23 protein-coding genes and 2 pseudogenes are annotated in these 25,016 nt (G+C 65.3%); 14 read left to right on the top strand and 11 right to left on the bottom strand.

The window, feature by feature from the left end:
* Positions 1–5 precede the first annotated feature (5 nt).
* The 5 genes and pseudogenes from ureE to AC3A4Z_RS13785 form a co-directional block, all read left to right on the top strand.
* Complete coding sequence (gene ureE / locus AC3A4Z_RS13805) at positions 6–485, top strand: urease accessory protein UreE (RefSeq protein WP_498712123.1); 480 nt, start codon at positions 6–8, stop codon at positions 483–485.
* 207 nt (positions 486–692) lie between these two features.
* Positions 693–1,361 (top strand): urease accessory protein UreF, encoded by a 669-nt coding sequence (locus AC3A4Z_RS13800; protein ID WP_498712121.1) that lies wholly within the window; start codon positions 693–695, stop codon positions 1,359–1,361.
* A gap of 28 nt (positions 1,362–1,389) precedes the next feature.
* The gene (gene ureG, locus AC3A4Z_RS13795) at positions 1,390–2,007 is read left to right on the top strand and encodes an urease accessory protein UreG (RefSeq protein ID WP_498712118.1); all 618 of its coding nucleotides are present in this window, start codon (positions 1,390–1,392) and stop codon (positions 2,005–2,007) included.
* A 146-nt stretch (positions 2,008–2,153) separates the two neighbouring features.
* The gene (locus AC3A4Z_RS13790) at positions 2,154–2,984 is read left to right on the top strand and encodes an urease accessory protein UreD (RefSeq protein WP_498712116.1); all 831 of its coding nucleotides are present in this window, start codon (positions 2,154–2,156) and stop codon (positions 2,982–2,984) included.
* A pseudogene (locus AC3A4Z_RS13785) lies at positions 2,984–4,015 on the top strand (HoxN/HupN/NixA family nickel/cobalt transporter); the annotation flags it as partial. The gene AC3A4Z_RS13790 and the pseudogene AC3A4Z_RS13785, both read left to right, overlap by 1 nt.
* Positions 4,016–4,138: 123 nt before the next feature.
* Here the strand turns inward: AC3A4Z_RS13785 and AC3A4Z_RS13780 are convergent.
* The 5 genes from AC3A4Z_RS13780 to AC3A4Z_RS13760 all read right to left on the bottom strand — a co-directional run bounded on the left by AC3A4Z_RS13780 (position 4,139) and on the right by AC3A4Z_RS13760 (position 8,780).
* Positions 4,139–4,465, bottom strand: coding sequence for a transferase (locus AC3A4Z_RS13780; RefSeq protein WP_498712409.1), 327 nt, complete (start codon positions 4,463–4,465; stop codon positions 4,139–4,141).
* 211 nt (positions 4,466–4,676) lie between these two features.
* Entirely contained in the window at positions 4,677–5,336 is a 660-nt protein-coding gene (locus AC3A4Z_RS13775) for a GntR family transcriptional regulator (RefSeq protein ID WP_498712115.1), read from the bottom strand.
* Positions 5,337–5,464: 128 nt separating this feature from the next.
* Positions 5,465–6,484, bottom strand: a complete 1,020-nt coding sequence (locus AC3A4Z_RS13770; protein ID WP_498712113.1) for a transketolase family protein — start codon at positions 6,482–6,484, stop codon at positions 5,465–5,467.
* A complete protein-coding gene (locus tag AC3A4Z_RS13765; protein WP_498712110.1) occupies positions 6,481–7,407 on the bottom strand; it encodes a transketolase in 927 nt (308 codons plus the stop codon). The genes AC3A4Z_RS13770 and AC3A4Z_RS13765 overlap by 4 nt, the downstream gene beginning before the upstream one ends.
* Positions 7,408–7,442: 35 nt before the next feature.
* Positions 7,443–8,780 (bottom strand): MFS transporter, encoded by a 1,338-nt coding sequence (locus AC3A4Z_RS13760; RefSeq protein WP_498712108.1) that lies wholly within the window; start codon positions 8,778–8,780, stop codon positions 7,443–7,445.
* 238 nt (positions 8,781–9,018) lie between these two features.
* Between AC3A4Z_RS13760 and AC3A4Z_RS13755 the strand changes: the two genes are divergently transcribed.
* The 3 genes from AC3A4Z_RS13755 to AC3A4Z_RS13745 are packed head-to-tail and all read left to right on the top strand — an operon-like array spanning position 9,019 to position 10,566.
* Positions 9,019–9,792, top strand: coding sequence for an SDR family NAD(P)-dependent oxidoreductase (locus AC3A4Z_RS13755; RefSeq protein WP_498712106.1), 774 nt, complete (start codon positions 9,019–9,021; stop codon positions 9,790–9,792).
* 28 nt (positions 9,793–9,820) lie between these two features.
* A complete protein-coding gene (locus tag AC3A4Z_RS13750) occupies positions 9,821–10,084 on the top strand; it encodes a hypothetical protein (protein ID WP_498712104.1) in 264 nt (87 codons plus the stop codon).
* Positions 10,085–10,125: 41 nt separating this feature from the next.
* Complete coding sequence (locus AC3A4Z_RS13745) at positions 10,126–10,566, top strand: SRPBCC family protein (protein ID WP_493972801.1); 441 nt, start codon at positions 10,126–10,128, stop codon at positions 10,564–10,566.
* Here the strand turns inward: AC3A4Z_RS13745 and AC3A4Z_RS13740 are convergent.
* Both AC3A4Z_RS13740 and AC3A4Z_RS13735 read right to left on the bottom strand, forming a co-directional pair.
* Positions 10,563–10,868, bottom strand: a complete 306-nt coding sequence (locus AC3A4Z_RS13740) for a hypothetical protein (RefSeq protein WP_498712102.1) — start codon at positions 10,866–10,868, stop codon at positions 10,563–10,565. The genes AC3A4Z_RS13745 and AC3A4Z_RS13740 overlap by 4 nt on opposite strands.
* Before the next feature lie 72 nt (positions 10,869–10,940).
* Complete coding sequence (locus tag AC3A4Z_RS13735) at positions 10,941–11,801, bottom strand: SDR family NAD(P)-dependent oxidoreductase (RefSeq protein ID WP_498712100.1); 861 nt, start codon at positions 11,799–11,801, stop codon at positions 10,941–10,943.
* A gap of 138 nt (positions 11,802–11,939) precedes the next feature.
* On the opposite strand from AC3A4Z_RS13735, the gene AC3A4Z_RS13730 reads away from it, so the two are divergent.
* Together AC3A4Z_RS13730 and AC3A4Z_RS13725 are read left to right on the top strand one after the other, a co-directional pair.
* The gene (locus tag AC3A4Z_RS13730; protein WP_498712098.1) at positions 11,940–12,536 is read left to right on the top strand and encodes a TetR/AcrR family transcriptional regulator; all 597 of its coding nucleotides are present in this window, start codon (positions 11,940–11,942) and stop codon (positions 12,534–12,536) included.
* Positions 12,533–13,705, top strand: coding sequence for a DMT family transporter (locus AC3A4Z_RS13725; RefSeq protein WP_498712096.1), 1,173 nt, complete (start codon positions 12,533–12,535; stop codon positions 13,703–13,705). The genes AC3A4Z_RS13730 and AC3A4Z_RS13725 overlap by 4 nt, the downstream gene beginning before the upstream one ends.
* On the opposite strand, the pseudogene AC3A4Z_RS13720 reads toward AC3A4Z_RS13725, so the two are convergent.
* A pseudogene (locus AC3A4Z_RS13720) lies at positions 13,664–13,834 on the bottom strand (DUF3040 domain-containing protein); the annotation flags it as partial. The gene AC3A4Z_RS13725 and the pseudogene AC3A4Z_RS13720 sit on opposite strands and share 42 nt — an antisense overlap.
* 126 nt (positions 13,835–13,960) lie before the next feature.
* Positions 13,961–15,007 (bottom strand): aldo/keto reductase, encoded by a 1,047-nt coding sequence (locus tag AC3A4Z_RS13715; RefSeq protein ID WP_493972797.1) that lies wholly within the window; start codon positions 15,005–15,007, stop codon positions 13,961–13,963.
* Positions 15,008–15,204: 197 nt separating this feature from the next.
* Between AC3A4Z_RS13715 and AC3A4Z_RS13710 the strand changes: the two genes are divergently transcribed.
* From AC3A4Z_RS13710 to AC3A4Z_RS13700, 3 genes are all read left to right on the top strand, one after another.
* Positions 15,205–15,939, top strand: coding sequence for a GAF and ANTAR domain-containing protein (locus AC3A4Z_RS13710; protein WP_498712094.1), 735 nt, complete (start codon positions 15,205–15,207; stop codon positions 15,937–15,939).
* Between the two features lie 230 nt (positions 15,940–16,169).
* A complete protein-coding gene (gene malQ / locus AC3A4Z_RS13705; protein ID WP_498712092.1) occupies positions 16,170–18,317 on the top strand; it encodes a 4-alpha-glucanotransferase in 2,148 nt (715 codons plus the stop codon).
* 57 nt (positions 18,318–18,374) lie between these two features.
* Complete coding sequence (locus AC3A4Z_RS13700) at positions 18,375–19,283, top strand: SDR family oxidoreductase (protein ID WP_498712090.1); 909 nt, start codon at positions 18,375–18,377, stop codon at positions 19,281–19,283.
* Positions 19,284–19,389: 106 nt separating this feature from the next.
* On the opposite strand, the gene AC3A4Z_RS13695 is transcribed toward AC3A4Z_RS13700, so the two are convergent.
* Both AC3A4Z_RS13695 and AC3A4Z_RS13690 read right to left on the bottom strand, forming a co-directional pair.
* Complete coding sequence (locus AC3A4Z_RS13695) at positions 19,390–22,434, bottom strand: alpha-amylase family glycosyl hydrolase (RefSeq protein WP_498712088.1); 3,045 nt, start codon at positions 22,432–22,434, stop codon at positions 19,390–19,392.
* Between the two features lie 355 nt (positions 22,435–22,789).
* Positions 22,790–23,842, bottom strand: coding sequence for a lactonase family protein (locus AC3A4Z_RS13690; protein ID WP_498712086.1), 1,053 nt, complete (start codon positions 23,840–23,842; stop codon positions 22,790–22,792).
* A 204-nt stretch (positions 23,843–24,046) separates the two neighbouring features.
* Between AC3A4Z_RS13690 and AC3A4Z_RS13685 the strand changes: the two genes are divergently transcribed.
* The gene (locus AC3A4Z_RS13685; protein WP_498712084.1) at positions 24,047–24,868 is read left to right on the top strand and encodes a putative protein N(5)-glutamine methyltransferase; all 822 of its coding nucleotides are present in this window, start codon (positions 24,047–24,049) and stop codon (positions 24,866–24,868) included.
* Positions 24,869–25,016: the final 148 nt, after the last annotated feature.

Raw genomic sequence — 25,016 nt, 5'->3', positions numbered from 1 at the left:
CCTTCATGATCATCGAAAAAGTCCTCGGCAACCTGCACGAACTGCCGGACCCGCACACCTACGCCAACCTGCACCAGGAAAAAGTGATCCTCCCCAGCGCCCAGCTGGTCAAGCGCATCCAGCGCGCCACCACCGACCACGGCAAGGAGATCGGCATCCGCCTCCCCTCCGGCTCCGGGGACCTGCGCGACGGCGACATCCTGCACCTCGAAGAGTCCAACATGATCGTGGTGTCCGTGCTGCCCACCGACGTGCTGGTGGTCGCGCCCCGCAGCATCCACGAAATGGGCGTCGTGGCCCACTCCCTCGGCAACCGGCACCTCCAGGCCCAGTTCTTCGACTCGTCGTCCGAGTACGAAGCGGACGTCATGGTGTGCGCCTACGACCACACCGTCGAGGATTACCTTCGCCATGTGGGTGTGTCCTACTCCCGGCAGGAACGCGTCATGCCTGTTCCTTTTCGCCATGCTGAACACTCGCACTAGTAGTCCTGTCGCCGCGCTGCGCGCTTCAAGAGGTGCGTCAGCTGGGTGCGCCGCCCCGGATGGGGGGCCGTGCCCGTCCCCTGGCGCTCCCAACCCTCGCAAGCTCGGGCCGGGTCCCTCGCGCCAGTGGGCCCCCCGCGGTGCCCGCCACGCCGCGGCCCCATATCCCTCGCGTCGCTTGCCTTCCTCACCTTTGGCGGTCGTTCAGTGAACGGGTATCAGCTTGCGCTGCAGCAGCTTGTTGACTCTGCGCTTCCTACTGGGGCTTTTGCTCACTCCCTTGGGTTTGAGACTTATGTCGACGCCGGGATGATCGCTGATGAGGCTGGTTTTGGGCGGTGGTTGTCTGCGTTTATCTCTCAGCAGCTTTCCTATTCTGACGGGTTGGCCATTCGGTTTCTTTTTGAGGGGGCTGATGTTCTTGAACTGGATTCTCTTCTCTCTGCTTCACTGTTGCCTCGGCAGGTACGGGAGGCTTCTGTGAAGATGGGGCTTCGGTTGTTGGAGATTGGGGGCGAGGTCTTTCCCTCTGCGGAGCTGGGGCTGTACCGGGATTTGGTGACCAGCGGCCGGGCAGCCGGGCACCAGCCATTGGCGTTCGCCGTCGTCGCCCGTTCACTTGGCGTGCCGCTGCCGGAGGCGCTTGCTGCCTACCTTTTCGCCACCGTCACCTCCCTGACGCAGAACGCCGTCCGTGCCATCCCGCTCGGCCAGAACGCCGGACAGCGGCTGCTGCGGCAAGCGGCCGACGATGTTGCTGCCGCCGTCGAACAGATCCCGCACCTGGCTCCGGACGACTTCGGCGCTGTCAGTCCCGGACTCGAAATCTCGCAAATGCGGCACGAACGCCAACGTGCCCGGATGTTTATGAGTTAACTGTGTTTTTGCATTCAAGGAGGAAACAATGAGCGAACCCATCAAGATCGGCATCGGCGGACCCGTCGGAGCCGGCAAAACACAGCTCGTGGAGCGCCTCACCCGGCACATGAGCGGTGAAATCTCCATGGCCGCCATCACCAACGACATCTACACCATCGAAGACGCCAAAATCCTCGCGGCCAACGGCATCCTCCCCGAGGACCGGATCATCGGCGTCGAAACCGGCGGCTGCCCCCACACGGCCATCCGCGAAGACACCTCCATGAACACCGCCGCCATCGAGGAACTCAAAACCCGCCACCCCGACCTGCAGGTCATCTTCGTCGAATCCGGCGGCGACAACCTCTCGGCCACCTTCAGCCCCGAACTGGTGGACTTCTCGATCTACATCATCGACGTGGCCCAAGGAGAAAAGATCCCCCGCAAAGCCGGCCAGGGCATGATCAAGTCCGATCTCTTCATCATCAACAAAACCGACCTCGCCCCCCACGTGGGAGCGGACCTCTCCGTCATGGAGAGGGATTCCAAGGAATTCCGCGGTAACAAGCCGTTCTGCTTCACTAACCTGAAAACCGACGAAGGGCTCGACGCCGTCATCGAGTGGGTGCGGCGCGATGTCCTGATGCTCGATTTGGCACAGTAGACATGGTGGCATTCGGGCTTACTCACGGTGACTTGCGCGCTGAGGCGGCGAGGCCGGATTTGGGGGCCGCGGCGTGGCGGGCACCGCGGAGCGGGCACGGCCCCAAATCCGGCGAAGCCCCCGGACCCAGCCACGGGCAGGCACCGATGGGTGAGCTTGAGCTTGTGGTCGCCGAGCGTGCGGGCAGGTCCGTCGCCACGCATCAGTACCATCAAGGCGCCTTGCGGGTTCTTCGACCGCACTATCTCGATGACTCCGGGCAGGTTTGCTACGTCGTGGTGAATCCTGGCGGGGCTTATCTTGGGGCGGATCTCTTTCTGCTGGATGTTGAAGTCGGGGATGGAGCGGATCTGTTGCTCACTACGCAGTCGGCGACGAAGGTTTATCGGACTCCCGGGTCTTTTGCCGAGCAGCGGATGGCCATTCGGCTGGGGGAGGGGACGCGGCTGGAGCTTGTGCCAGACCAGCTCATTGCCTACCGGGAGGCAAGTTATCGGCAACGGACCTCGGTGACCTTACGGCCGTCGTCGAGCCTGGTCATGGCTGAAGTGGTGACGCCGGGGTGGTCGCCGGACGGAGCCGCCTTCCGGTACGAGGAAGTGCGGCTCCGGAACGAGATCCATGTTGAAGCTGATGAAGGGGACCAACTGCTGGCGCTCGACAACCTGCTGATCCGGCCGCCGTCGGGCGATGTGACGGGGCTGGGGTTTATGGAGGGGTTCAGCCACCTGGGCTCGTTGATCGTGGTGGACCCGCGGGTGGACCAGGCGCTCGCCGATGACCTGCACAGCGTGACCTCGGAAAACGATGCCGTGACCGGAATCTCCCTCACCCGCACCGTGGGCGGAACAACCGGGCTGGTCCTGCGCGCACTCACGAACAGCACCGGAGAACTGAACCTCCTGCTGGGCGCCTGCACATCCCTCCTCCGGAAGCGGTGGTACGGCCAGGAACCCTTGAACCTGAGGAAGCACTGATGACAGCGATCACCCACATCGCCACGCTGTACCGGGAGCGGGAGACACTGCCGCTACGAACCCGCCTGTTGTCCATGTTCGGTGCCGTAGCCGCCTTGCACGCAGCCGCCGTCGTACTTCTCCTCAGCGGAACGCCAGGCAGCACCGGCGCGCAGGCACTCACTTGGGGGCTGGTGCTGACCGCCTATCTCGCCGGTGTGAAGCACAGCTACGACTGGGACCATCTCGCGGCCATCGACAACTCCACCCGCAAGTTTGTGGCCGACCGGAAGGATCCGGTGAGCGTTGGATTCGCCTTCAGTTTGGGCCACAGCTCCGTGGTGACGCTCGCCGGTGTGCTGGTGATTGCGGGCGCCGCGATGGTGGGCGAGGTTATGCAGGACGGCTCCACGGGCAACCTCGTCCTCGGCCTGATCGGCAGCGGCGTATCCGGGCTGTTCCTGCTGGCCATGGGCCTGTTCAACGGCTCGGCCTTTGCCCGCTCAGCACGCGCCTACCGCCGCTCCCGCAGCGGTGGCACCATAGATCCTCGGGACCTGGAGCCGCAGGGGCTGGTGGCCCGGCTTCTCGCCCGTCCGCTTGCGAGGGTGCGGCGGCCGCGGAACATCTACGTGATCGGCTTCCTGTTCGGACTGGGCTTCGACACCGCCACCACCATTGGCCTGCTGATGATGACGACGGCGGCATCCCTGGCCGGGGTGCCGCCGTTCGCCTTGCTCGCGCTGCCGCTCGCGTTCACTGCCGCCATGACCCTGTGCGACTCCCTGAACGGGATGGCCATGATGCGGATGTACCGCTCGGCCCTCGCCGACCCACAGCGGAAACTCGGCTTTAATGCCCTGGTTACGGGCATCTCCGCGGTGTCGGCCCTCTTTATCGCCGCCATCACGCTGGGCGGGTTTGCGAATGCCGACTTCGCTTTGGAGGATCCCCTCACGGCTTGGCTGGCCTCCGTAGACCTCGGCGACGCCGGCCTGTTGCTGGTGGCGCTGCTGCTCGCGGTGTGGGGTGGTGCGGCAGTAAAGGTGCGGCTGGGCCGGTGGCTCCGAGACCTGGCAGGAGCGACGCGGAACGCCGCGGGGATCAAGCGCGCACCGGGCCGCGGCAACCTTGAGCCCCGCCCGTTTGAACGGAAGCTCAGGTCGAACGGAAGCTCAGGCGGCCATCCGGCCCTTGCTCTTCCTGTGCGGCCGGTGCTTCGCCGGGTCCGGGGCTTGTGTCCGCGCACTCAACGGGACGTGTCCGCCGTCGGGAACTGTGGTGTCCGCGTGCAGGTGAACGCCGTGCTCAATCAGGACACCGGAGCCAATCCTCGAATGGCTCCCGATATGCACCCGGCTTCCCACCACCGTGCCGCGGCCGATCCGCACGCCGTCACCGATGACCGTACGGTCGCCGATGGTCGCATCGCGGTCAATCCAGCTCCCGTGCCCGATGCGGCAGCCCGAGCCGATCCGGGCACCGTACTCCACGTAAGTCATCGGGCCGATGCTTGCGCTCCCGGCCACCGTTGCGCCCGGAGCGATGAGGCCGCCGCCGTTGGCATGGCGGGCGTAGCGCGTGACCTTCCCGGCGTCGTCTTCAACTGATACAAACTTCGCGTTCATTCAATCCCTCGTCTGAAGGCGCGGACTCTTCCGCACATTCAGTTAACGGTCAGCAACTCAAAGGGATTCCCGGGCGGGGCGGGTGCTAGGCCACCAGGTTCGCAGCGGCACTGTCCATGTGCGCCCTGATGGTCTTGCGCGAGAGGGACGCGTCGCCGGTTTCGATGGCCGCCACGATCTCACGGTGACGGTCCACGCTCATGTTCTTGACGCCCTTTTCCAGGCCGCCGAACATGATGGACATCCGGATGGAGCCTTCCAGCGACTCCCAGGAGTGAAGAAGCGTCTCATTGCCGGTCAGCCGGCAAAGAGTGCGATGGAATTCCATATCGGACTCGATCCGTTCCTCCAATGACGCGTCCTGGGCCGCCTCCATCACGTCTATCGTCTGGTGCAGGGTCTGGATCACGTGGGCGCGGTCCGGGAGCTCGCACAGAGTGCGCGCAGCCAAGGATTCCAGAGCGGCCCGGACAGCGAAAATGTCCCGGATCTCTTTTTCGTCCAGGTGCCGGACCGAGAGCCGGCCGCGTGGCCCGGCAGACAGCAGGCCTTCCTGTTCGAGCTGACGCAGGGCCTCGCGGAGGGTTCCCCGGCTGATCTGCAGCATCTCGGACAGCTCGGTTTCCACCAGGTGCCGGCCAGGCGCCAGCTCGCCGCTGGTGATCGCGGTCCTCAGCGCCGAGAGCGCCTGCTCGCGCAGGCTCTTCTTCTGCAGTCCCAGTAACGGTGCTGTCACTCCGGCCATGGCGTCTGTCCTCAATGTTGTAAGTCGACTGTTTACAGTCGTAGATCGATACTACGGCAGAAAGCACGGCGCCCGCTGAGGGCGGTGCCGTGCTTTCTGCGTTAGCTAAAGTCTGTCCGGGCCTTTGCTTATGACAGCTCCGCCAGCACTTTCGCCACGATGCGGTCCACGGCGAGGCCGTAGCGGTCGTGCAGTGTGGGGAGCGCCCCGGCGTCGAGGAACTGGTCCGGGAGGGCAACCGGGACCACGCGCTTGCCCACCCCGGCGGTGACGACTGCGGAGGCTACGGTTTCGAACAGGCCGCCCACGACGGAGTGGTTTTCGAGCGTAACGGCGAGCCGGTCGGTGTTGATCTCCTTCAGGACGGTTTCGGCGTCGAACGGCTTGATGGTGGGGGTGTGGACGACGGCGACGTCCACGTTGTGTGCGGCCAGCGCCTTGGCTGCCTGGAGGGCGCGCATGGTCATCAGGCCGGAGGAGATGAACACCACGTCGTTGCCGCCGCGCAGGACCTTGGCCTTGCCGAGCTCGAACGTGTAGTCGTACTCGTCCAGGACCGTGGGGACGTTGCCGCGCAACAGGCGCAGGTAGGTGGGCCCCTCGCTCGCTGCGAGCTGCGGAACTGCCTGTTCGATGTCGATCGAGTCGCAGGGGTCAACGATGGTCAGGTTGGGCATGCCGCGGAAGATCGCCATGTCCTCGGTGGCCTGGTGGCTGGGGCCGTACCCGGTGGTGAGGCCGGGCAGTCCGCCCACGATGTTGACGTTCAGGTTCGGCTCGGCCGCGTCCAGGCAGAGGAAGTCGTAGGCGCGGCGGGCGGCGAAGACGGAGTAGGTGGATGCGAACGGCACCAGCCCGGTTTCGGCCAGGCCGGCAGCGGCGCCGAAGAGCAGCTGCTCGGCCATGCCCATCTGGAAGAACCGCTCCGGGAAGGCCTTGGCGAAGATGTGCATGTCCGTGTACTTGCCCAGGTCCGCGGTGAGGCCAACGATCTTGTCGTTTTCCTGCGCGGCCTTGACCAGGGCATGCCCGAACGGCGCGGACGCGGTCTTCTGGCCGGGATCCGCGAAGGACGCGATCATGGCCGAGGTCTTCAGCTTCGGCTTCGCGGCTGTCGTGGTGTCGGGAGCCTCGGTGGTGGTGCTCATGCTGAAGCCTTTCCTTCATAGCCGGCAGTGAGCTGCTCGCGGCAGGTCTGCCATTCGTGTTCTTCGATGCGCATGAAGTGCGCCTTTTCGCGGTTCTCCAGCAGCGGCACGCCGCGGCCCACCTTCGTGTCGCACAGGATCACGGAGGGACGTCCGACGGCGGCGGCCTGGGCGGCTGCGTTGTCGAACGCTGCCAGCAGCGCGCCGACGTCGTTGCCGTCCACGCGCTGGGTGAACCAGCCGAACGATTCCCACTTTTCGGTGACCGGCTCGGTGCGGAGCACGGTGTCGGTTTTGCCGTCCGCCTGCAGGGCGTTGATGTCCACCATTGCGGTGAGGTTGCCCAGCTGGTGGTGGTGCGCGCCCATGGCGGCCTCCCAGGTGGAGCCTTCGTCCAGTTCGCCGTCGGAGAGGAAGTTGAACACCCGGGCGTCCGAGCCCTGGTAGCGCAGCCCCAAAGCCATGCCGACGGCGATGGTCAGGCCGTGGCCCAGGGAACCGCCGGAGATTTCCATGCCGGGCGTGTACGTGGACATCCCGGACATCGGCAGCCGGGAATCGTCCGAGCCATAGGTCTCGAGCTCTTCGACCGGCACGATCCCGGCCTCTGCCAGCGCCGCGTAGTGGCCGATCGCGTAGTGGCCGGTGGAGAGCAGGAACCGGTCGCGGGCTTCCCAGTGCGGATCATCGGCACGGAACCGGAGCTGGTCACCGTATACCGTGGCGAGCATGTCGGCCGCACCCAGCGCCTGGCCCACATAGCCCTGGCCCTGGACCTCGCCCATATTCAGGGCGTGATGCCGGATCCGGTAGGCAGCCGCGCTGATCTTTGCGATGCGCTCTTGGGTTACCGGGCGTTGCGCCGCTCCGTTCCCGGGTGCGCCGGCCGCTGCTGCGCGGTCCTGGACAGTGTTTGTCGGCATTGCTTGCTCCGTATTCGTTTCGTGCGTGACGGTCATTAGACGCTCACGGTGTTGGGGGTGCTTTTGGTGGCTTCGTCAGCCAGCTGGCGTTCGCGCTTGCCCCAGGTTTCCCGGGTGGCCACTGCGGCCCAGAGCCCGATCAGGGCGTACGTGCCAAAGAGCAGTGCGGGGCCCATCCAGCCGAAGCTGACGAACAGCAGGGTGGTGATGAACGGCGTGAAGCCGGAGACCATGGCGGAGATCTGGTAGGCCAGGCTGGCACCGGAGGAGCGGGTCTTGGCCTGGAACAGTTCCGGGAACCAGGCGCCCTGGGCGCCGGCAAGCGAGTTCTGGCAGACCGCGTAGGAGATCACGATGGTTGCGATGACGAAGATGAACATGCCCGTGTTGACCAGCAGGAACATCGGAATCGCGAAGAGTGCGGCAAAAGCGGTGGACCAGATGTACAGCGGCCGGCGGCCGACGCGGTCCGTCAGGCGGGCCCAGGCCATGGTGGCGAAGATGCCGACGGCGGAGGCGATGCAGAGGGCGACGAGGGTTTCAGTCTTGTCCGCCAACTGTTGGGTGTGCAGGTAGGAAATCATGTAGGTGACGGACACGGCGTAGCCGGCAGTCTCGGGAACGCGCAGGCCGATGCCGCGGACGATGCTGCGCCAGTCGGTTTTGATGACCTCGATGATGGGGTTCTTGACGATGGATCCGCTCTCCTTGACCTCGTCAAAGACGGGGGACTCGGGCACCTTGGAGCGGATGATCAGGCCGACAGCAACGAGCACGATGCTCGCCAGGAAGGGAACGCGCCAGGCGAGCTCACCGCCCAGGTTCACGCTCACCAGGAAGACGAGGTTGGCCAGGAGGAGGCCCACCGGGAAGCCGGCCTGCACAATGCCGGTGTACCTGCCCTTGGACTTCCAAGGTGCGTGCTCGTAGCTCATCAGGATGGCGCCGCCCCATTCAGCGCCGAAGGCCAGGCCCTGGACCACGCGAACGAAGACCAGCAGCGCGGGAGCGAGCAAGCCGACCTGCTCGTATGTGGGCAGGAGGCCGATCAGGAAGGTGGCGACGCCCATCAGAATCAGGGAGGCGACCAGGACAGGCTTGCGGCCCACCTTGTCCCCGAGGTGGCCGCCAATGATTCCGCCAAGCGGGCGGGCGGCAAAGCCGACGCCCAGGGTGGCGAAAGCTGCCAGGGTGCCGGTGACGGGATCACCGGTGGGGAAGAACGCGGTTCCGAAGTACAGCGCAGCGGCGGTGCCGAAACCGATGAAATCATACGTCTCAATGACGGCGCCCACGCCGGAGCCGACAGCTACACGCTTGGCGTCCTTGGTGCCATGCACATGGCCGCGCATTTTCAGAGCTTCGTTGCTCATGGTGGTTCCCTTTCGAAAGGCAGCTGGAAAATCCGCCGCTGTCGACTGTTAACAAATGATATCCCCAAGTGTGACCTCCATCATTCTCGGATGTCAACAGTCGATGTTGGAGGTTGACTGTTAACAATGAGGCCCGTAATGTGTTCCCCATCACGTGAGCAAGAGTGCGCTGTGCGAGGACCAATGTGGCTCCTTGGGCGAGCACCGCTTACCGCTTCCAGCACACACAGGAGTAACCATGACCACCATCCAGCGCACCGCCGTCCTCACCGGGGCAACCTCGGACCGGGGCATCGGACTGACCGCCGCCCGTCGCTACGCCAACCAGGGCTGGGCAGTGGCCATCCTGGATCTTGACGGCGAGAAGTCCGCCAAGGTCGCCGCCGAAATCGGCAACGAATTCAACGTCCCCGCCTTCGGCCACGAAATCGACGTCGCGAACGAAGCCTCCGTCACCGCCGCCCAGGCCGCCGTCGCCGCCGAGGTGGCTGCGGGCACCCTGCCCCCCGTAGGCGCCCTCGCCAACATCGCCGGCATCACCTCACCCGTCCCGTTCCTGGAGACCACGCTGGAGCTGTGGCACAAGGTGATGGACGTCAACGCCACCGGCACCTACCTGGTCACCAAGGCTTTCCTGCCGGGCATGATCGAGAACGGCTGGGGCCGGATCGTGAACATGTCCTCGGTGTCCGCCCAGCGCGGCGGCGGCGTCTTCGGCAAAGTTCCATACTCCGCAGCGAAGGCAGCCATCCTTGGCTTCACCAAGGCGCTTGCCCGGGAACTCGGCACCACCGGCGTCACCGTCAACGCCATCACCCCCGGCGCCGTGGACACCAACATCCGCGTAGGCAGCACCGAGGAGCAGGAAGCGGCCATCAACGCCGGCATCCCGCTGGGCCGCAACGCCACCACCGAGGAAGTGGCAGCAGTGATCACCTTCCTGTCCTCCGAGGACTCCGCCTACCTCACGGGCACCACCATCGACATCAACGGCGGAAGCCACCTCCACTAACAGTCCTGCCGGGCGTAGGAACAGCGCTGTGAAGCCGTACCGCTATCACGACTGGCGCCGGCTGGTTGGAACGCCGGTGGAGGTCCGCAAGGATTTTGCAATCGTCAGGACCGGCGTGGTGGATGACGCCATGGACGATTCCTCCGCCTTGTGGATCGCGGCAGATGCCCGCGGCGGAAGGACCCTCTTTACGGCCGCCGAGGGTTTTGAGGTGTGGATCAGGCCGCAGGAGTTGGATGGAAAACTGTGCTTCAAGATGGCGGCCACCCAACTCTTTGCGCCGCATCGCTGATAGGGGTGGGTTTCCGGACACGCGGTTCCTACACTGGGGTGATGATCACAGTCACCGGAAGCGTGGAAACAAAACTGCCCGCCCACCAGGCCTTCGCCTACATGCGGGAGTTCGAGAACACCAGCGAGTGGGATCCCAGCACCCCGGTGATGGACAAACTGACGCCTGGTCCGGTTGCTGTGGGCCACAGGTACCATGCCGAGTCCGAGTTCCGGGGAAAGCGGCAGTCCCTGGAATATGAGGTCATCGAACTGACGGAAAACCACATCAAGCTCCGCGGCGAAAACAAAACAGTGACCGCCTTCGACTCCATCGATGTGAGCCCGGCAGGCGCGGGATCGGTGGTTAAGTACACCGCAGAGTTCAGCATCAAGGGGCCTGCGAAGATTATCCAGCCGCTCCTGAAGCCGGCATTTATGTCGTTGCGGGATCCGGCGTTGAACGGAATCAGGGATACCCTCAACGCCCGCGCGGTGGCCTAGAGCCCTGCCCCGCGGGGGCCGGAGGAATCCTTCCCGGCCTTGGTGAGGGGGGAATCGCTGTAGGGGGCCATCGCCAGCAGTTCACGCGGGCGGCCTTCAGGATCGGCGTGCTCATTAACGGCCTGGGACAGGACGTCGCGTTCCTTGGCCGGAAGGCTGATGAGGCCCGCGCTGTAGTCCTTGATTTCCTCCTGCGTGGCATTCCCGCCCAAGGCGACGTAGTCGAGCCACAGTTCCGCCAGGTCAAGGCCATGTTCCTGGATGACGCCCGCGGTCAGCGCCTGCTGGTCCTGCTCGTCCATTGCCCCGTCCGCCCTTAAGAGAGTCTTTCTCCCTACGGTTCGGAGCCGTGACTGCCATGGATGGGTGGGACCTCAGGAAAGTTTTGCCAGCCGGCTGCATGCCTCCCATAAACGCCTCCGGGCGTCAGGATCCGAGCCCATCCCCGGTGTGGGCAGTTCCTTACGCTTTGCCCACAGCTTCCCGGAAACCTCCGCGGTTTGTGGTGAGCTGGCAAGCCAGACGGCGGTGTCGGCAGCTTTTTCGGCAGAGGCGCCAAGAGTGTTGGTGATCCAGCGGAACGGACCGCCCACGTCCTGCAGCAGGCCAGTGTCTTTGACCAACCCGGGGTGCACCGCGTTTGCCACCACGCCCGTCCCGCGAAGCCGTTCGGCGAACTCCTGGGTAAGGAGGACCCGGGCCAGCATGGTGGGCGGTGTTGAGCGAAGGTAGCTGTACTTACCCTTCGCTGTTTGGAGGTCTTCGAAGTTCAGCGTTGTTTTGCCGTATCTCGAGGCCACGTTCACGATGCGCGCCGCGCCTCCATCCGTCCCGGCTCCGCCCCGCTTCAAGGCGTCCAGCAGCAGGTTGGTCAGCAGGAAATAGGCCATCACATTGGTGGCGAAAGTCAGCTCAAGGCCATCGGGAGTGACGTGGCGCTCCTTTCGGAACACGCCCGCAGCGGTGACCAGCACGTCCAGCCGTTCATGCCGGGAAAGAAAGTCCGCCGCTGCCCGCCGGATGCTGGCCTGGTCCGACAGGTCGCAGGCCAGCGGCTCGAGCCGGGCGTCCGGCACTTGGCCGCGGATGCCCGCTATCGCCTCCTCTGCCCGGCCAGTGGAACGTCCGACGACGACGATCGCCGCTCCTTCACGCGCCAGCCCCGCAGCAATCGCCCTCCCCAGACCGCCTGTCGCACCTGTCACAAGTGCCAGGCGCCCGTCCATTGAATCCATTGCCGTCTCCTCAGCGCCGAAACCGCCTTCAGGTTACGCCTGACGAGGAGTTTCATCACCGAAATCCCTAGAAAGTAAGGCCCTGGCGGCGGACTGGTAGGTATACTGGTCTACCTGCTGCGACGAAGAGGATCTCCAGTGTCTCCGACCGATGTCTCCCTGCCACCCAAAAAACGTGCACGCGGGCTGTTGCTTGACGCCGCGGCAAGGCTCTTTTATGCCCAGGGCGTTGGTGCCACCGGGATCGACGCCATCACGGCCGAGGCTGGAGTGGCGAAAAAGAGTCTGTACAACAACTTCGCTTCCAAGGCGGACCTGGTGGCCGCTTACCTCGAAGCCCGGCATGAAGAATGGCTCGGCCTGTACCGGGCGCGGGCGGAGGCTGCTGCCGGAGCCCGGGAACAGGTGTTGGCCATCTTCGACGCCTACGTTGATCACGCAAACTTCGCGTACCAGAACGGATTCCGCGGTTGTGGATTGCTCAACGCGGCGGCGGAACTGCCCGCCGGAAGCCCGGGACGGCTGGCCGTCCGGCGCCATAAGGAAGAAGTTGAGGCACTGCTGGCCAGGCACCTGGAAGAGCTGCTGCCGGGGCAGGACGAACGCCGTGCAGGGCTGGCCGCCCATCTGGCCTTCCTGCTGGAAGGCGCCATGGTGCGGGCAGGACTCGAAGGCGGGGACAGCCGGCTCCTTCAGGGCCGGACGATTGCCGCCCGGATGCTGGACGAACTGTGACAGATTCCACCGGCCGCCCTTCCCTGCCGCTTCAGCGGAGCCGCCTCCCGTTTGGCAGCGGCGGTCTGCAGGGGCCGCGCTGGGGTGCTGTTTTTGTGCTGGCCGCCTCAGTTCTGTGGGGGACTACCGGAACTGCTGCCACGTTCGCCCCGGCAGTGAGTCCCCTTGCTATTGCGGCCGTAGCCATGGGAATCGGCGGTCTGCTCCAGGCGCTGTATGCCGCGAGGCAAATCAGCAGCCAATGGCGGGATCTTCTGGAGCAATGGCGGCTGGTGTTGGTGGGAGCGGCGGCCGTTGCGGTCTATCCCTTGGCCTTCTACACCTCCATGCACCTTGCCGGCGTCGCGGTGGGTACCGTGATTTCCATCGGTTCGGCCCCGGTGGCCGCAGCAGTTATCGAGCGCTGTGCCGACAAGAAACCACTCACCCGCCGGTGGCTGGCCGGGGCGCTGCTCGGTGTCGGCGGTGCGGTTCTGTTGTCCGTTACCGGGCACCGGCCAGACGGCGATGGTGCTGCCGGGGGCGGAGCAGGACTCGCCTTGGAGTCCTGGGCAGCGCCGGCGGGGATCGTGTTGGGCCTCGTTGCGGGCGTGACGTACGCCCTGTATTCGTGGGCAGCGCACCGCCTGATCGGTGGAGGACTGTCGTCACGGGCCACCATGGGTGCGGTGTTCGGTGCAGGCGGGGTGCTGCTGATGCCCGTCCTTTTTCTTACCGGCCGCCCGCTCGCCGACTCCTGGACGAACTTCGGCGTCGGAGCGTATATGGCCCTCGTCCCGATGTTTGCCGGGTACGTCCTGTTTGGTTGGGGCCTGGCCCGTGTCCGTGCCAGCACCGCTACGGGCCTTTCCCTGGTCGAAACCGTGGTGGCAGCGGCGCTGGCGGTCCTGGTGGTGGGGGAGCGGCTCCCCGCCGCAGGCTGGATCGGGGCGGCAGCTGTCCTGGCAGGCCTGGTTTTCCTGCTGCCACGCGCTGCAGGGCAGGATCGGGACCCACGCAGCGGCGGACTACCCCGCCTGTCCGTGCCGGCTTTGGCGGTGGGGCGTACGCCTGCGCAGCGCGAGGAAGAGGCCCAGGGCGATCAGAAGGAGTCCGCTGATGCCGGCTCCGATGCTGGAGACGCTGATGCCGATCATGAAGAGCGCAAGGCCGAGCAAGCCCGCGGCTGAACCGTAGTAGATGCCTGACCTGAACCGGCGCGATGGGTAGCCGGAGAGCAGTTCCATCGCCAGGTGGGGATCGTCGGCTATCAGCCCGAGCTCCAGCTCCTTGAGGAGCCTGCGCTCCTCCTCGGACATTGGCATTGGACGCCCTTGAAATCTCAATTCGGGACTATCGATACTGACCGTAGGAGCCTTGCCGCCTTCAGTCAAGGGCGGCGGCTGCGCGGGCTCCCGCGCAGGCGGCCCGACGGCGGGAGCGGACTACCGGCGTCGTAATTCTGCGAACTCAAGGGAGGGAACGATGGCGCCCGCGTCCCGCTCCACGAAGTTGGTGCCAGGCGCCACGACGTCGTCGATCGCATCCAGGACCGACTCTCCGAGCTGGACGTCCGCCGCCTTCAGGTAGGCGGCCAGGTGCTCTTCGCTGCGCGGGCCGATGATCACGCTGCTGATGGCCGGGTGGGTCAGGGCGAAGCCGATTGAGAGGTCCACCAGCGACAACTCCAGCTTGTCGGCCAGCCGCGCCAGGGCATCCGCAGCGTGCAGCTTCCGCTCACTGGACGGACCGGAAATGTCGTAGCGGCCGGGCAGTGAATGCACCCGGGTAGGTGCCTTGCTTGCCTCCAGCGTGAAATCACCGGACAGCCAGCCGCCGGCCAGCGGCCCGTAGGCCAGCACGCCGAGCCCGTACTGCTGTGCGATCGGGAACACATCACGTTCGTTGGCCCGCACCAGCATGGAATAGGGCACCTGGTTTCCGAGCGGCGGGATCAGGTGGTTGGTGGTGGCGAGCCATTGGGCCTCCACCAGCTGTGCCGGGGTGAATACGGAGGTGCCGTAGTAAAGGATCTTGCCCTGCCTGATCAGGTCGTTGAGGGTGGTGATCGTCTCCAGGACATCGGTGTTGTAGTCCGGCCGGTGCGCCTGGTACAGGTCGATCCGGTCAGTCTGCAGGCGGCGGAGGCTGCCCTCCACGGCCTGGGTGATCCAGCGACGGGAGTTGCCGGAATGGGCAGGATTGGGGCTCATCTGGCCGTGGAACTTGGTGGCCAGGAAGACGTCGTCGCGGCGTCCGCGCAAGGCCCGCCCCACAACCTGCTCCGACTCACCCTGCGAGTAGACGTCGGCGGTGTCGATGGCGGTGATGCCGGCGTCCAGCGCGGAGTGGATGATCCGGATGCTCTCCTCGGCTCCGGTGGGGGCACCGGGCGGGCCGCCGGTTCCCTCGCCGAAGTTCATGGTGCCCAGGGTCAGCGGGCTGATCGGCGTCCCTGACCGCCCGAACACCCGCAGTTCACTGAGGCTCATCTTCCGGTCTCCTCACAGTTTCTTCGGCATGCAGCTTTTGACGCGTGCCCTTGATCGTCACGAGGCTACACAGATCGGCGGTGCTGGTGCAGAATTCCGCCTTAGTGCTTCTCTTTTCGACTTTTGAAGTAACGCTCGGGTCCGGGTGTGACGTTTTATGGAGCGCGGGGCGGGGGCTGGGTCGCTTATATTGAGGCATGGACACTCCCAGCAGCGACGAACAGTTCGTCAAGCTGCACGACATGATTATCGGCAGCGCCAACGTGAGCGGGTTCCTCGCCGAGCTGTCCGTTCTTGCTGCCTCGACGCTTGGCGAGACCGCGGGTTCTCTGATTGAGTGCGGGGTGACGCTCCGGCAGCGCAAGCGCAGTGCCACCGTAGCCGGAAGCAGCCCGCGCGCAACCCTGCTGGACAAGCTTGAGCAGGAACTGGGGCAGGGGCCGTGCCTGACAGCCCTGGAAACCATGAAGCCGGTAGTCCTCTCGGACGTGGCAACAGACTCCCGCTGGCCTGAATACCAGAAGCTGTTGAAAGACAACGGCTGCGCCAGCGTGCTGGGAGTGCCGCTCGCGCTGGATAACAGCCACGCTGCGGCACTGAACTTCTTCGCTTCCGAACCGGGCCTCTTTACGGACGCGGTGGTGCGGCGGGCTGAGGGCTTTGCCGAACTGGCGGGACGGGCATTGCGGCTGGCCCTAAGGATCGCTGATGCCCAGAACCTCGCGGAGGACCTCACCGCAGCCCTGGAGCACCGCACGGTCATCAACCTGGCCTGCGGCGTGGTGATGGCCCAAAACAGGTGTTCGCAGGAAGAAGCGATGGCCGTCCTCACCAAGGCTTCAAGCCACCGCAACCGGAAGCTGCGCGACCTCGCGGCGGACATCCTGGGCCAGGTCAGCGCGGGCACAGTCAGCACGCACTTTGACCCCTGATACCGGCTCAAACCAGTCTGGGTTTCACCTGTGCGCCGGCCTGCAATAATCTGAACCAACGGTTGTGCGCGGGGTGCAAACGCCCGGTGCAACAGGCAGCACTGTAAGTTCGGGCCACATCACACCAGACGAGGCGGACACGAATGACGGCTTCACACCAGCAGTTCCCACCATCGCCGGCGCCAATAGAGGCGCCGGATCGTCCGCCGGCTGCCGTTGAAACTGCTGCCATGGAGCCCGTGGACCCGCACCTCCTCCAGCAGCTGGCGGATGCGCATGGGGTGGGAACCTCCTTCCAGGGCTGGGACGGCCTGCCGCACAGTGTTGCCGAAGACACCCTGATCAAGGTCCTGGCCTCCCTGGGAGTGCAGGCGCACACCAACCAGCTCATCCAGGCGGCACTGGCGGAAGCCGAACTGGCGCCCTGGCGGCGGATGCTGCCGCCCGCCGTCGTGATCCAGCAGGGTGAACCGGCGCAGGTCCCGGTCCACGTGCGCGACGGCGCTGCGGCCCGGCTGACCATCACTCTTGAAGGCGGAGCCGGGTCTGCGGAAGCCGTCCAGCAGGATCTTTGGGTGCAGCCGCGGGACGTCGACGGTGTTGCGACCGGACGTGCCACTTTCGCGCTGCCGCAGGACCTGCCGCTGGGATGGCACACCCTGCACGCCGAAGCTGAAGGTGCCGCCGCGTCCGCCACCCTGGTAGTGGTGCCGGCGCGGCTGACCACCGCGGCTCCGCTGGAGGAGCGCCGGGGCTGGGGACTGGCTACCCAGCTCTATTCGGTGCGCTCAAAACGGTCGTGGGGCATCGGTGACTTCTCCGACCTGGCCGACCTGGCTGCCCTCAGCGGCACCCGCGGGGCGGACTACGTACTGGTCAATCCCTTGCACGCTGCGGAGCCGGTTCCGCCCGTGCAGCCGTCGCCGTATTCGCCGTCCACCCGGCGCTTCTTCAATCCGCTGTACATCCGCATCGAGGCCATCCCCGAAGTGGCCTACCTCAAGCCGCGCAAGCGCGCTACGGTGGAGAAGCTCCACGAGGAGGTCGCCGGGCTGAACAAGGAGGGCAACCGGCTGGACCGCGACGCCGTGTACTCCGCCAAGCTGCAGGCCCTCGAGCTCCTCTATCATGCCCGCCGGTCGCCGGCCCGGCAGGCCGCCTTCGACGAGTTCTGCCGGATCTCCGGCCAAGGCCTTGACGACTTTGCCCTGTGGTCCGCCATCAGGGAGGACCTGTCTGCCGGGGACCCGTTCTGGTCAGATCCTGCCTGCGCCCTCGGCACCCCGCAGACGGAGGCGCTCCGGGAAAAGCTGGCGGACCGGATCGGCTTCCACCGCTGGCTCCAGTGGATCTGCGATGAACAGCTCGAAGACGCCCAGCGGGCTGCGCTGCGGTCCGGAATGCGACTTGGGGTGGTCCACGACCTTGCCGTCGGTGTGGACCACAGCAGCGCCGACGCCTGGACGCTGCGGGATGTGCTGGCGCCCGGCACCAGCGTGGGGGCGCCCCCGGACATGTACAACCAGCAGGGCCAGGACTGGGGGCAGCCGCCATGGCACCCTGCCCGGCTGGCAGAGGCCGGCTACATTCCGTTCCGGAACATGCTTGCCACCGTGCTGCGCCATGCCGGCGGAGTCCGCGTGGACCATATCCTGGGCCTCTTCCGGCTGTGGTGGATCCCGTCCGGGAACGCTCCGGGCGACGGCGCGTACGTGAAATACGACCACGAGGCACTGATCGGCATCCTGGCCCTCGAAGCGCAGCGTGCCGGGGCCGTGGTGATCGGGGAGGACCTGGGCACTTTCGAGCCGTGGGTTCGGGACTACCTTGCCGCCCGCGGCATCCTGGGCACCTCCATCCTTTGGTTTGAGTACGACGGCGATTCACCCCTTGCGCCGGAAAGGTACCGGACGCAGGCGCTTGCCAGCGTCAACACGCACGACCTGCCGCCCACCGCGGGCTACCTCGCGGGAGACCACGTGGCCCTGCGGAGCGGACTGGGCCTCCTGGAGCGTTCGGAGGCGGAGGAGCGGGCCGAGCACAACGCTTCGCTGGAAAAGATGTTTGCCCTGCTCCGGGAACGGGGGTACCTGCCCGAGGACGGACCCGGGGGAGCGGCCGGACGTGAAGAGCGGACCATCGAGGCGCTGCACCTGCTGCTGGCCCAGGCGCCGTCGGTCCTGCTCGGTGTTGCCCTGGTGGATGCCGTGGGTGAGCGGCGGGTCCAGAACCAGCCCGGCACCACTGAAGCCCTCTACCCGAACTGGCAGGTTCCCCTGGGAGGACCGGACGGGCGGCCAGTCCTGCTGGATGATCTTCCCGCCAACCCGCGGTTCAACTCACTGCTGGCGGCGGTGGAGGAAACCCTGCACGGCTAAGGCAGGCGGGCCAGTCAGGCTGCCCACGACAGCCGGGCCAACAGTCAGGAGAAGACGATGCGTGAAGGAGCAGTACTCGTTGTCGGCGGCACCGGCATGGTGGGCCGCCAGGTTGTCACTGAGCTGTTGAACCGGGGTAAGCAGGTGCGTGCCCTGGTACGCCCCGGTTCGGACGCCTCCGGGCTGGAGTCCTCCGGGGTGGACATTGCACGCGGGGACATGATGGACCCGGAGTCATTGGTCCGCGCGATGTCCGGTGCCGACGCGGTGGTGACGTCGGCCGCGGGATACACCAGGCATCGCAAGGGGGACAACCCGAACATCGATACCGTGGGCAATTCAAACCTCGCTGATGCTGCCAAGCGTGCCGGGATCCGCCGGTTTGTCCTCACCAGCATCCTGACCTGCGACCAGACGCCGGAGGTGCCGCACTTTTGGCACAAGCGGCTGATGGAGGACAGGCTGGAGGCCCTGGGCGTCCCGTTTGTCGCGTTGCGTCCCGGAGCTTTCCTGGACCAGGTGACCCGGTTTGGCGGTGACCCTATTACCAAGCACAGGGTCAGGTGGTTCGGCTCACCGGGAATCCCGCTGACTTTCGTGCTCACGCCGGATCTGGCCCAATACCTCGCGGCTGCCGTTGATGCTCCGGGTGTGGACGGCCAGCGGATCGATATCGGCTGGGACAGGCCCATCTCCATGCAGGAGTTCGCCGATATTGCAGAACGGCTGACCGGCGAGGAGATCCGCGTCCAGTCCGTTCCCGTGGGCGTGGTGCGTGCAGCGGGTGCCGTGATGGGACCGGTCAACCCGATGGCGAAGGACCTGGCGGCCATGATGGGTTGGTTCCAGACCGGCAGGTACGTTGCGGACATCTCGCGGCAGTCCGAGGTTTTTGGCCCACCGCCCACCGCGGAGGATGCCGTCCGGCGGCTTGTCACGAGCATGGGGCACGCCGTCAGAAGCTAGCACCCACACACAACGAGGGTCGTTTGGCGCTGGCGCCAAACGACCCACCGCCCGCACCCTAACCTCGCAAGCTCGGCCAGGAAACCCTGCGCGCGTGCCCAGGTTGTTAGCCTGCGGTGATCAGGTGCGTGAAGTGGTCGTAGCGGAAGGTGACTGCTCCGCCGTCGTGCTTAAACGAAATGTTGCCGCCGTTCGGCACGCCGTTGGCTCCGTAATTGGCGTTCCAGGACCGGTCCAGGGCCGCCTTGAACTCGTAACTGCCCGCCGGCAGGTTCGGAACCGTCAGCTTCCACACCAGGTCTGCCGGATCAAGTGCCAGCTGAGCCTGGTCGCATTCGGGCAGCCAGTCGGCGCTGCATCCCAGCTCAGACCCCAGGCTGCCGGCCACAGAAACCGCCTGCGGTTGTTGCGACGCATACACCGTGCTGAGCTGGTGTGTGCTGTTGTCGTAGCGGAACGTCACCGGGCCGCCCGGGTGGTCCAACACGATGTTTGATCCGTTGAACGCGCCGTCAGCTCCGTAATTCACGTCCCAGTTGCCGTTGAGTGCCGCCTTGTACTCGTACTTCCCGGCGGGAAGATCAACGGTGAGGCGCCAGATGTTGTCCGCGGGGTCCAGGACCATCATGGCCTGATTGCATGCAGGGTCCCACGGTTCCGCGCAGCCCATGGCCTGGTTCAGGGAGCCTGCCACGGTGACGGAATCAGGCTGGGGCGCGTCGCCCACTGTGACAGTCCGGATTTCGCTGGTGACGTTGAAACCGGTGTCGGCCATGGTGGCGCGGTACCGCACCTGGGTTCCGTCCCCAAGGCCCGACACGTCATCCTTCACCGAGTACACCGGGGAGGAGTCGTCCGAACCCAGCGCCGTCCAATCCCCGCCGGCCACGCTGCGTTCAAAGGACACCACGTGGCTCGCCTTCTCCGGGTCGGCCGTCGCGCTGAGCTCCACGGAGCCCTTCACGCTGCTGCCCTCAATGGGCTTCTGGAGCGTGAGGACCGGCGCAGGAACGGTTGCGGCGCGGGGCTGGGAGGCAGCGGCGTGGCCGCCATTGTCCAGCACCGTGGCGCGGTACTCCACGGGAGTGCCGGCATCCAGGGCCGCCACATCATGGAACACCTGGTAGGGCGCCGTGTCGTCAGTGCCGATGGGCTGCCACTCGCCGCCTGCCGTCCTGGCCTCGAAGGTGACCTCGTAGAACGATGAACCGCCGACGTCGGCCGTCACTTTAAGCCGCCCGTTGTCACCTTGCGCCGGGGCCGGCTCCTGGAGGACGACGGCGGGTGCCGCCTTGGAATGCGGAAGCCGGCCGGAGGACTGGTAAACCACAGCGGAAAGCGCGGGAACCGTGACGGTGAGCTTGCCGTCTGCCGAGGTCTTGGCCTCATCCGCACCTTCACCATAGATCCGGGTGTAGTTGCGCTTGCCGATGTAAGTGGGAACCTCGGCGGTCTGCGGCTGCTCGCTGTTGTTCAGGGCCACCACGTACTCACGCTGGTCCTCGGCGTCGGTGCGGGAGAAGGCGTAGATGCCGGGACCGTCCGAGGCGTACCGGTGCTGGTGGGCGCCGTCGCGCAGTGCCGGGTGCTCCTTGGTCAGTTCCGCGAGCTGGCGGATCTTGGTGTAGAGCGGATGGTTGGTGTTGAAGTTGTCCGTGGCGTGGGTGGCATCAGTGCCGAGCAGGTCGTCGTCGAGGTACTCCGGCACCTTACTGGCAAAAAGCGTCTGCCGGGCGTCCTGGTCGCCGCCCGGGCCGGTGAAACCTTGCTCGTCGCCGTAGTAGATCACCGGGTTGCCGCGGGAGAAGTACATCAGTTCGTGGGCGAGCTGGTCTCGGGCCACCTGCTCGGCGTCCGTTGATCCGGGGTTGTCCGCGGCGATGAAGCTGCCGATGCGGCCCATGTCGTGGTTGCCCAGGAAGGTGGGGAGCTGGTAGACGTTCGAATCGGCGTCGGTGTACCAGTCATCACCGGCGAAGAATGATGCAAGCGCGGCGGCGTCCTGGCCCTTGGACGCGAAGTTCCGTGCCGCGTCCTGGAAGGGGAAGTCCAGCACTGCCTGCATGCTGTTCCGGGTGGTGAACTGCGAGGTGAAGCTCTTGGTGGTGTCGAAGACCTCGCCGAACATAAAGAACTCGTCCTTGCCCTGCTCCTTGGCGTAACTGAGGACGTCCGGGCCGAATTCCTGCCAGAACTCGTTGTTGACGTGCTTCATGGTGTCGATCCGGAAGCCGTCCACGCCGAAGTCGCCAATCCAGTTTTTGTAGATGTCCTTCATGCCGTCCACCACCTTGGGGTGTTCGGTGAAGAGATCATCCAGGCCGAAGAAATCACCGTAGAACGAGTCCTCGCCCACAAAGGTGGTGTCACCACGGTTGTGGTACAGCGTGGGATCGTTCAGCCAGGCCGGAACTTTCAGGTTTTCTTCGCCCGGTTCCAGGACCGGTTTGTAGGGGAACGACGTGGCTGGGCTGAGCTTGGGGAAGCCCTCGGTGCCCGCGTAGTCCCGGTCATCGAAGGCCGCTCCCTCCGCCGTTTTGTACGGGACGGCGTCCTTGGAGACATAGCCCTTCCGGGCACCCTCCTCGTAGCCGATCACGTCAGCGGTGTGGTTGGTGATGATGTCGAAGTACACCTTCATGCCGCGGCTGTGCGCCTCGTTAATGAGCGCCTTGAGTTCGTCACTGGTGCCAAGGTGGGGATCGATCTGGGTGAAGTCCGTGACCCAGTATCCGTGGTAGCCGGCCGACTTGTCCTCGGGCTGCACCGCCTTGTTCTTGAAGCTGGGGGTCAGCCAAATGGAAGTGGTGCCCAGGCCCTGGATGTAGTCGATCTTGTCCAGCAGGCCGGCCAGGTCGCCGCCGTTGTAGAAGCCCTTTTTGGTGGGATCGAAGCCGGACACCATGGGATCACTGCCCAGGCCGCCGTCGTCGTTGGTGCTGTTCCCATTGCTGAAGCGGTCGGCCATAACGAAGTAGAAATTCTCGTCTGTGACGGGCGCGCGCAGGCTGTGCGGGGCCGACGTCGAGCCCGGGTTTTTGTTGGCCTGGCCGTTTGATCCCGGGTCCTTGCTGCCCGGGGCGGCCTCGGCGGGAAGAACCGAGACTGAAATGGCGACTACTGCGGCAACGAGGGCAGCGGCTGAACGCATTGATGTTCTGCTGGCGGGTTGAGTCCGGGGGCCGCCGGTAATGCGGCTGGATGGTGGACGGGGTGTTGTGGATGATGTGGCGCTCATTCTGGTGTTCGTTCTGGCGCGTGGGGATGCGCCGGGGAGGGTGCGGTATATCAAGGAAGAGACCTTTCCTGGTAGCTGCGCTGCTGTACAGGCTTGCCGGGGCAAGGGGTGTGGCATGAAGATGCCGGGTCAACAAGGCCCCTTGACCCTGTGAACCACGTCACAACTGTAAGCGCTTGCACTGGATAACTCCAGCGTTTAGGAAAGCCTTGGCTCCCAGGATTAGTGCCCCTGGGCCATGTCCCGCGGTGGCCTGTTAACGGCCTGCTTACTGTAGGAGAGCCGGCATCAAGGCGGTGGGTGACGGTGTCTGCAGGTCGTGGACCAGGGGACCGGGGAGTCCGCTTGCTGCGTCCAGCTGGAAAGTGGCGATGTTGTCCGATCGTTCGTGGGCAACGTGGAGCCATTGTTCCCTGACAATGTGGTGGCGCGGCCAGTTGCCTCCGCTGGGGAAGTCCTGGACGGGCAGCAGTTCCGTCCCGTTGCCAGCGACGTCCAGGACACTGACCAGGTTGGAACCGCGGACACCGACGTAGGCGTGTTTTCCCTGCCGGTCGAGGCAGATTTCCGCGGCGGAGTCATCCGGCATGCTGCCGCCGGAGGTCGCCGGGCCCCGGAAAACGAGCTCGAATGTCCCGGCCTCGGGGCGGACCACGAAGACCTCGATGGAGTATTCGGAAACCACAAAGACGTTGCCGCTGGCGTGTTGGACCAGGTGGCGGGGCCCGCAGCCGTAGGGGAGGGCGACCTCGTGATCTGCTTCCAGTCCTGATCCGGGCACGTAGTTCCAGATGCGGAGGGTGTCGTGCCCCAGGTCTGTTGTCATGATCCGGCCGTCCTGCAGCATGAGGCTGGCGTGGGCGCGGCTCTGCCGGGGCTCGCCCGGGGTCTGGGCGGAGTGTGGATCCGCTGAAGCGGGCGCGGGGAAGCAGGCCGTGATGGCGCCGTCGGAATCCAGTTCATAGAGCAGTACTTGGCCATCTCCCCAGCAGGTGGCGGTGAGGAAGCGACCCTCCGGGTCTACCGCCACATGGCACGTCGCTTCTCCGGCGGGTTGCGGGTCGCCCAGGGGCTCAAGACCGAAATCGCCTGTTCGCCGGAAGGCCCGTACCATTTTGCGCTGCTCGGCCACCGCGTACACCACGGGCTGCTCGGGGTGGACCGCCACGAACGACGGCGAATCCGCCTTGGCTGCCGTACCCCGCCATTCCAACGTCCCGTTAGGGTGGGCGGACAGAGCTCCGATCCCTTCTGCCCGGCCGCCGCCGTCGGGAGTGTAGGTGCCAATCCAGATGATGAGGTGCTGGGCGGGGAAAGTCATAGCTCCATCCTGCCAACAAAGTGCCCGCATCCGGTGGAACTACGGTTTAGCATTGGATTCCAGCCATGGCCAAAGGAGGTGAGCCCGATTACTGCTTCATCTGTTTCGGGTACTCCCTTCCAGTGCCGCACAGGCCGCCAAGGCTAGGTTGGTCAGCCGCTGGAAGACGTGCGAGTGCCCGCCGGCCCACCGAAAGGCGTCCCCATGCCGCGTCCCGCATCAGTTGCCCGTCCCCGTTTTGCCGAAATTGTCACCCTCCTGAGGGCGGCCGGCTGTGTTTTCGCCGAGGAAGAAGCGCAGTTGTTGTTGACCGAGGCGTCGGGCCACGATGAGCTCACGGCATGGATTGGCCGTCGTGTTTCTGGTGAACCGCTTGAATATGTTCTTGGCTGGGCCGGCTTTAGTGGGCTTCGCATTGCCGTTGATCCCGGTGTTTTTGTGCCGCGTCGCCGCACGGAGCTCCTCGTTTCTGAAGCCGTGGCACTGCTGAGGCAACGCCTCGCCGCGGGGGCCGACCCCGCCGTCGTTGTTGATCTTTGTTGTGGGTCCGGGGCTGTAGGTGTTGCGGTTGCGTCCAAGGTGCCGGTGAAGGAACTTCATGCCGCCGACATCGACCCCGCCGCCGTGGAGTGCGCTCGCCGGAACTCCGCAATCGTAGGTGGGCGGGTCCACCAAGGGGATCTTTATGCTGCCCTTCCCTCCCGGCTCAGGGGGCAGGTGCAGCTCATTGTGGTGAACGCTCCGTACGTTCCCACGGACGTGCTGCCGACGATGCCGCCCGAGGCCAGGATCCATGAGCCGCGAATCTCGCTCGACGGCGGCCCGGACGGCCTGAGCCTCCACCGCAGGGTCATCGCCGAAGCCCCGGAGTGGTTGGATCCCTCTGGACTTCTCGCCATTGAAACCAGTGAGCGTCAGGCAGCAGGAACCGCTGGAATCATGGCGGCGGCGGGGCTGCTGACGCGAACTGTTCACTCGGAGGAGTTGGACGGAACCGTAGTGGTTGGCACTCTCCGCTCCCGGTAGTGCACCGCCGTCAGTGTCTCTTTTGCTGCCGGTTCGGGTCGTCGCTGCACCTTTGCCGCTCTCGCGCAGGGTTATTCGCGGGGTGTTGGTGGTGGGGGTGGTTTGAAGTAGGTGTTTTGTTGGGGTTTTTGGTGGGGGTCGAGGTGTT

The organism is Arthrobacter sp. Soil_C_49, assembly GCF_057656635.1.
The sequence above is the reverse complement of the archived record's forward strand: the minus strand, read 5'-3'. Positions and strand labels throughout refer to the sequence as shown.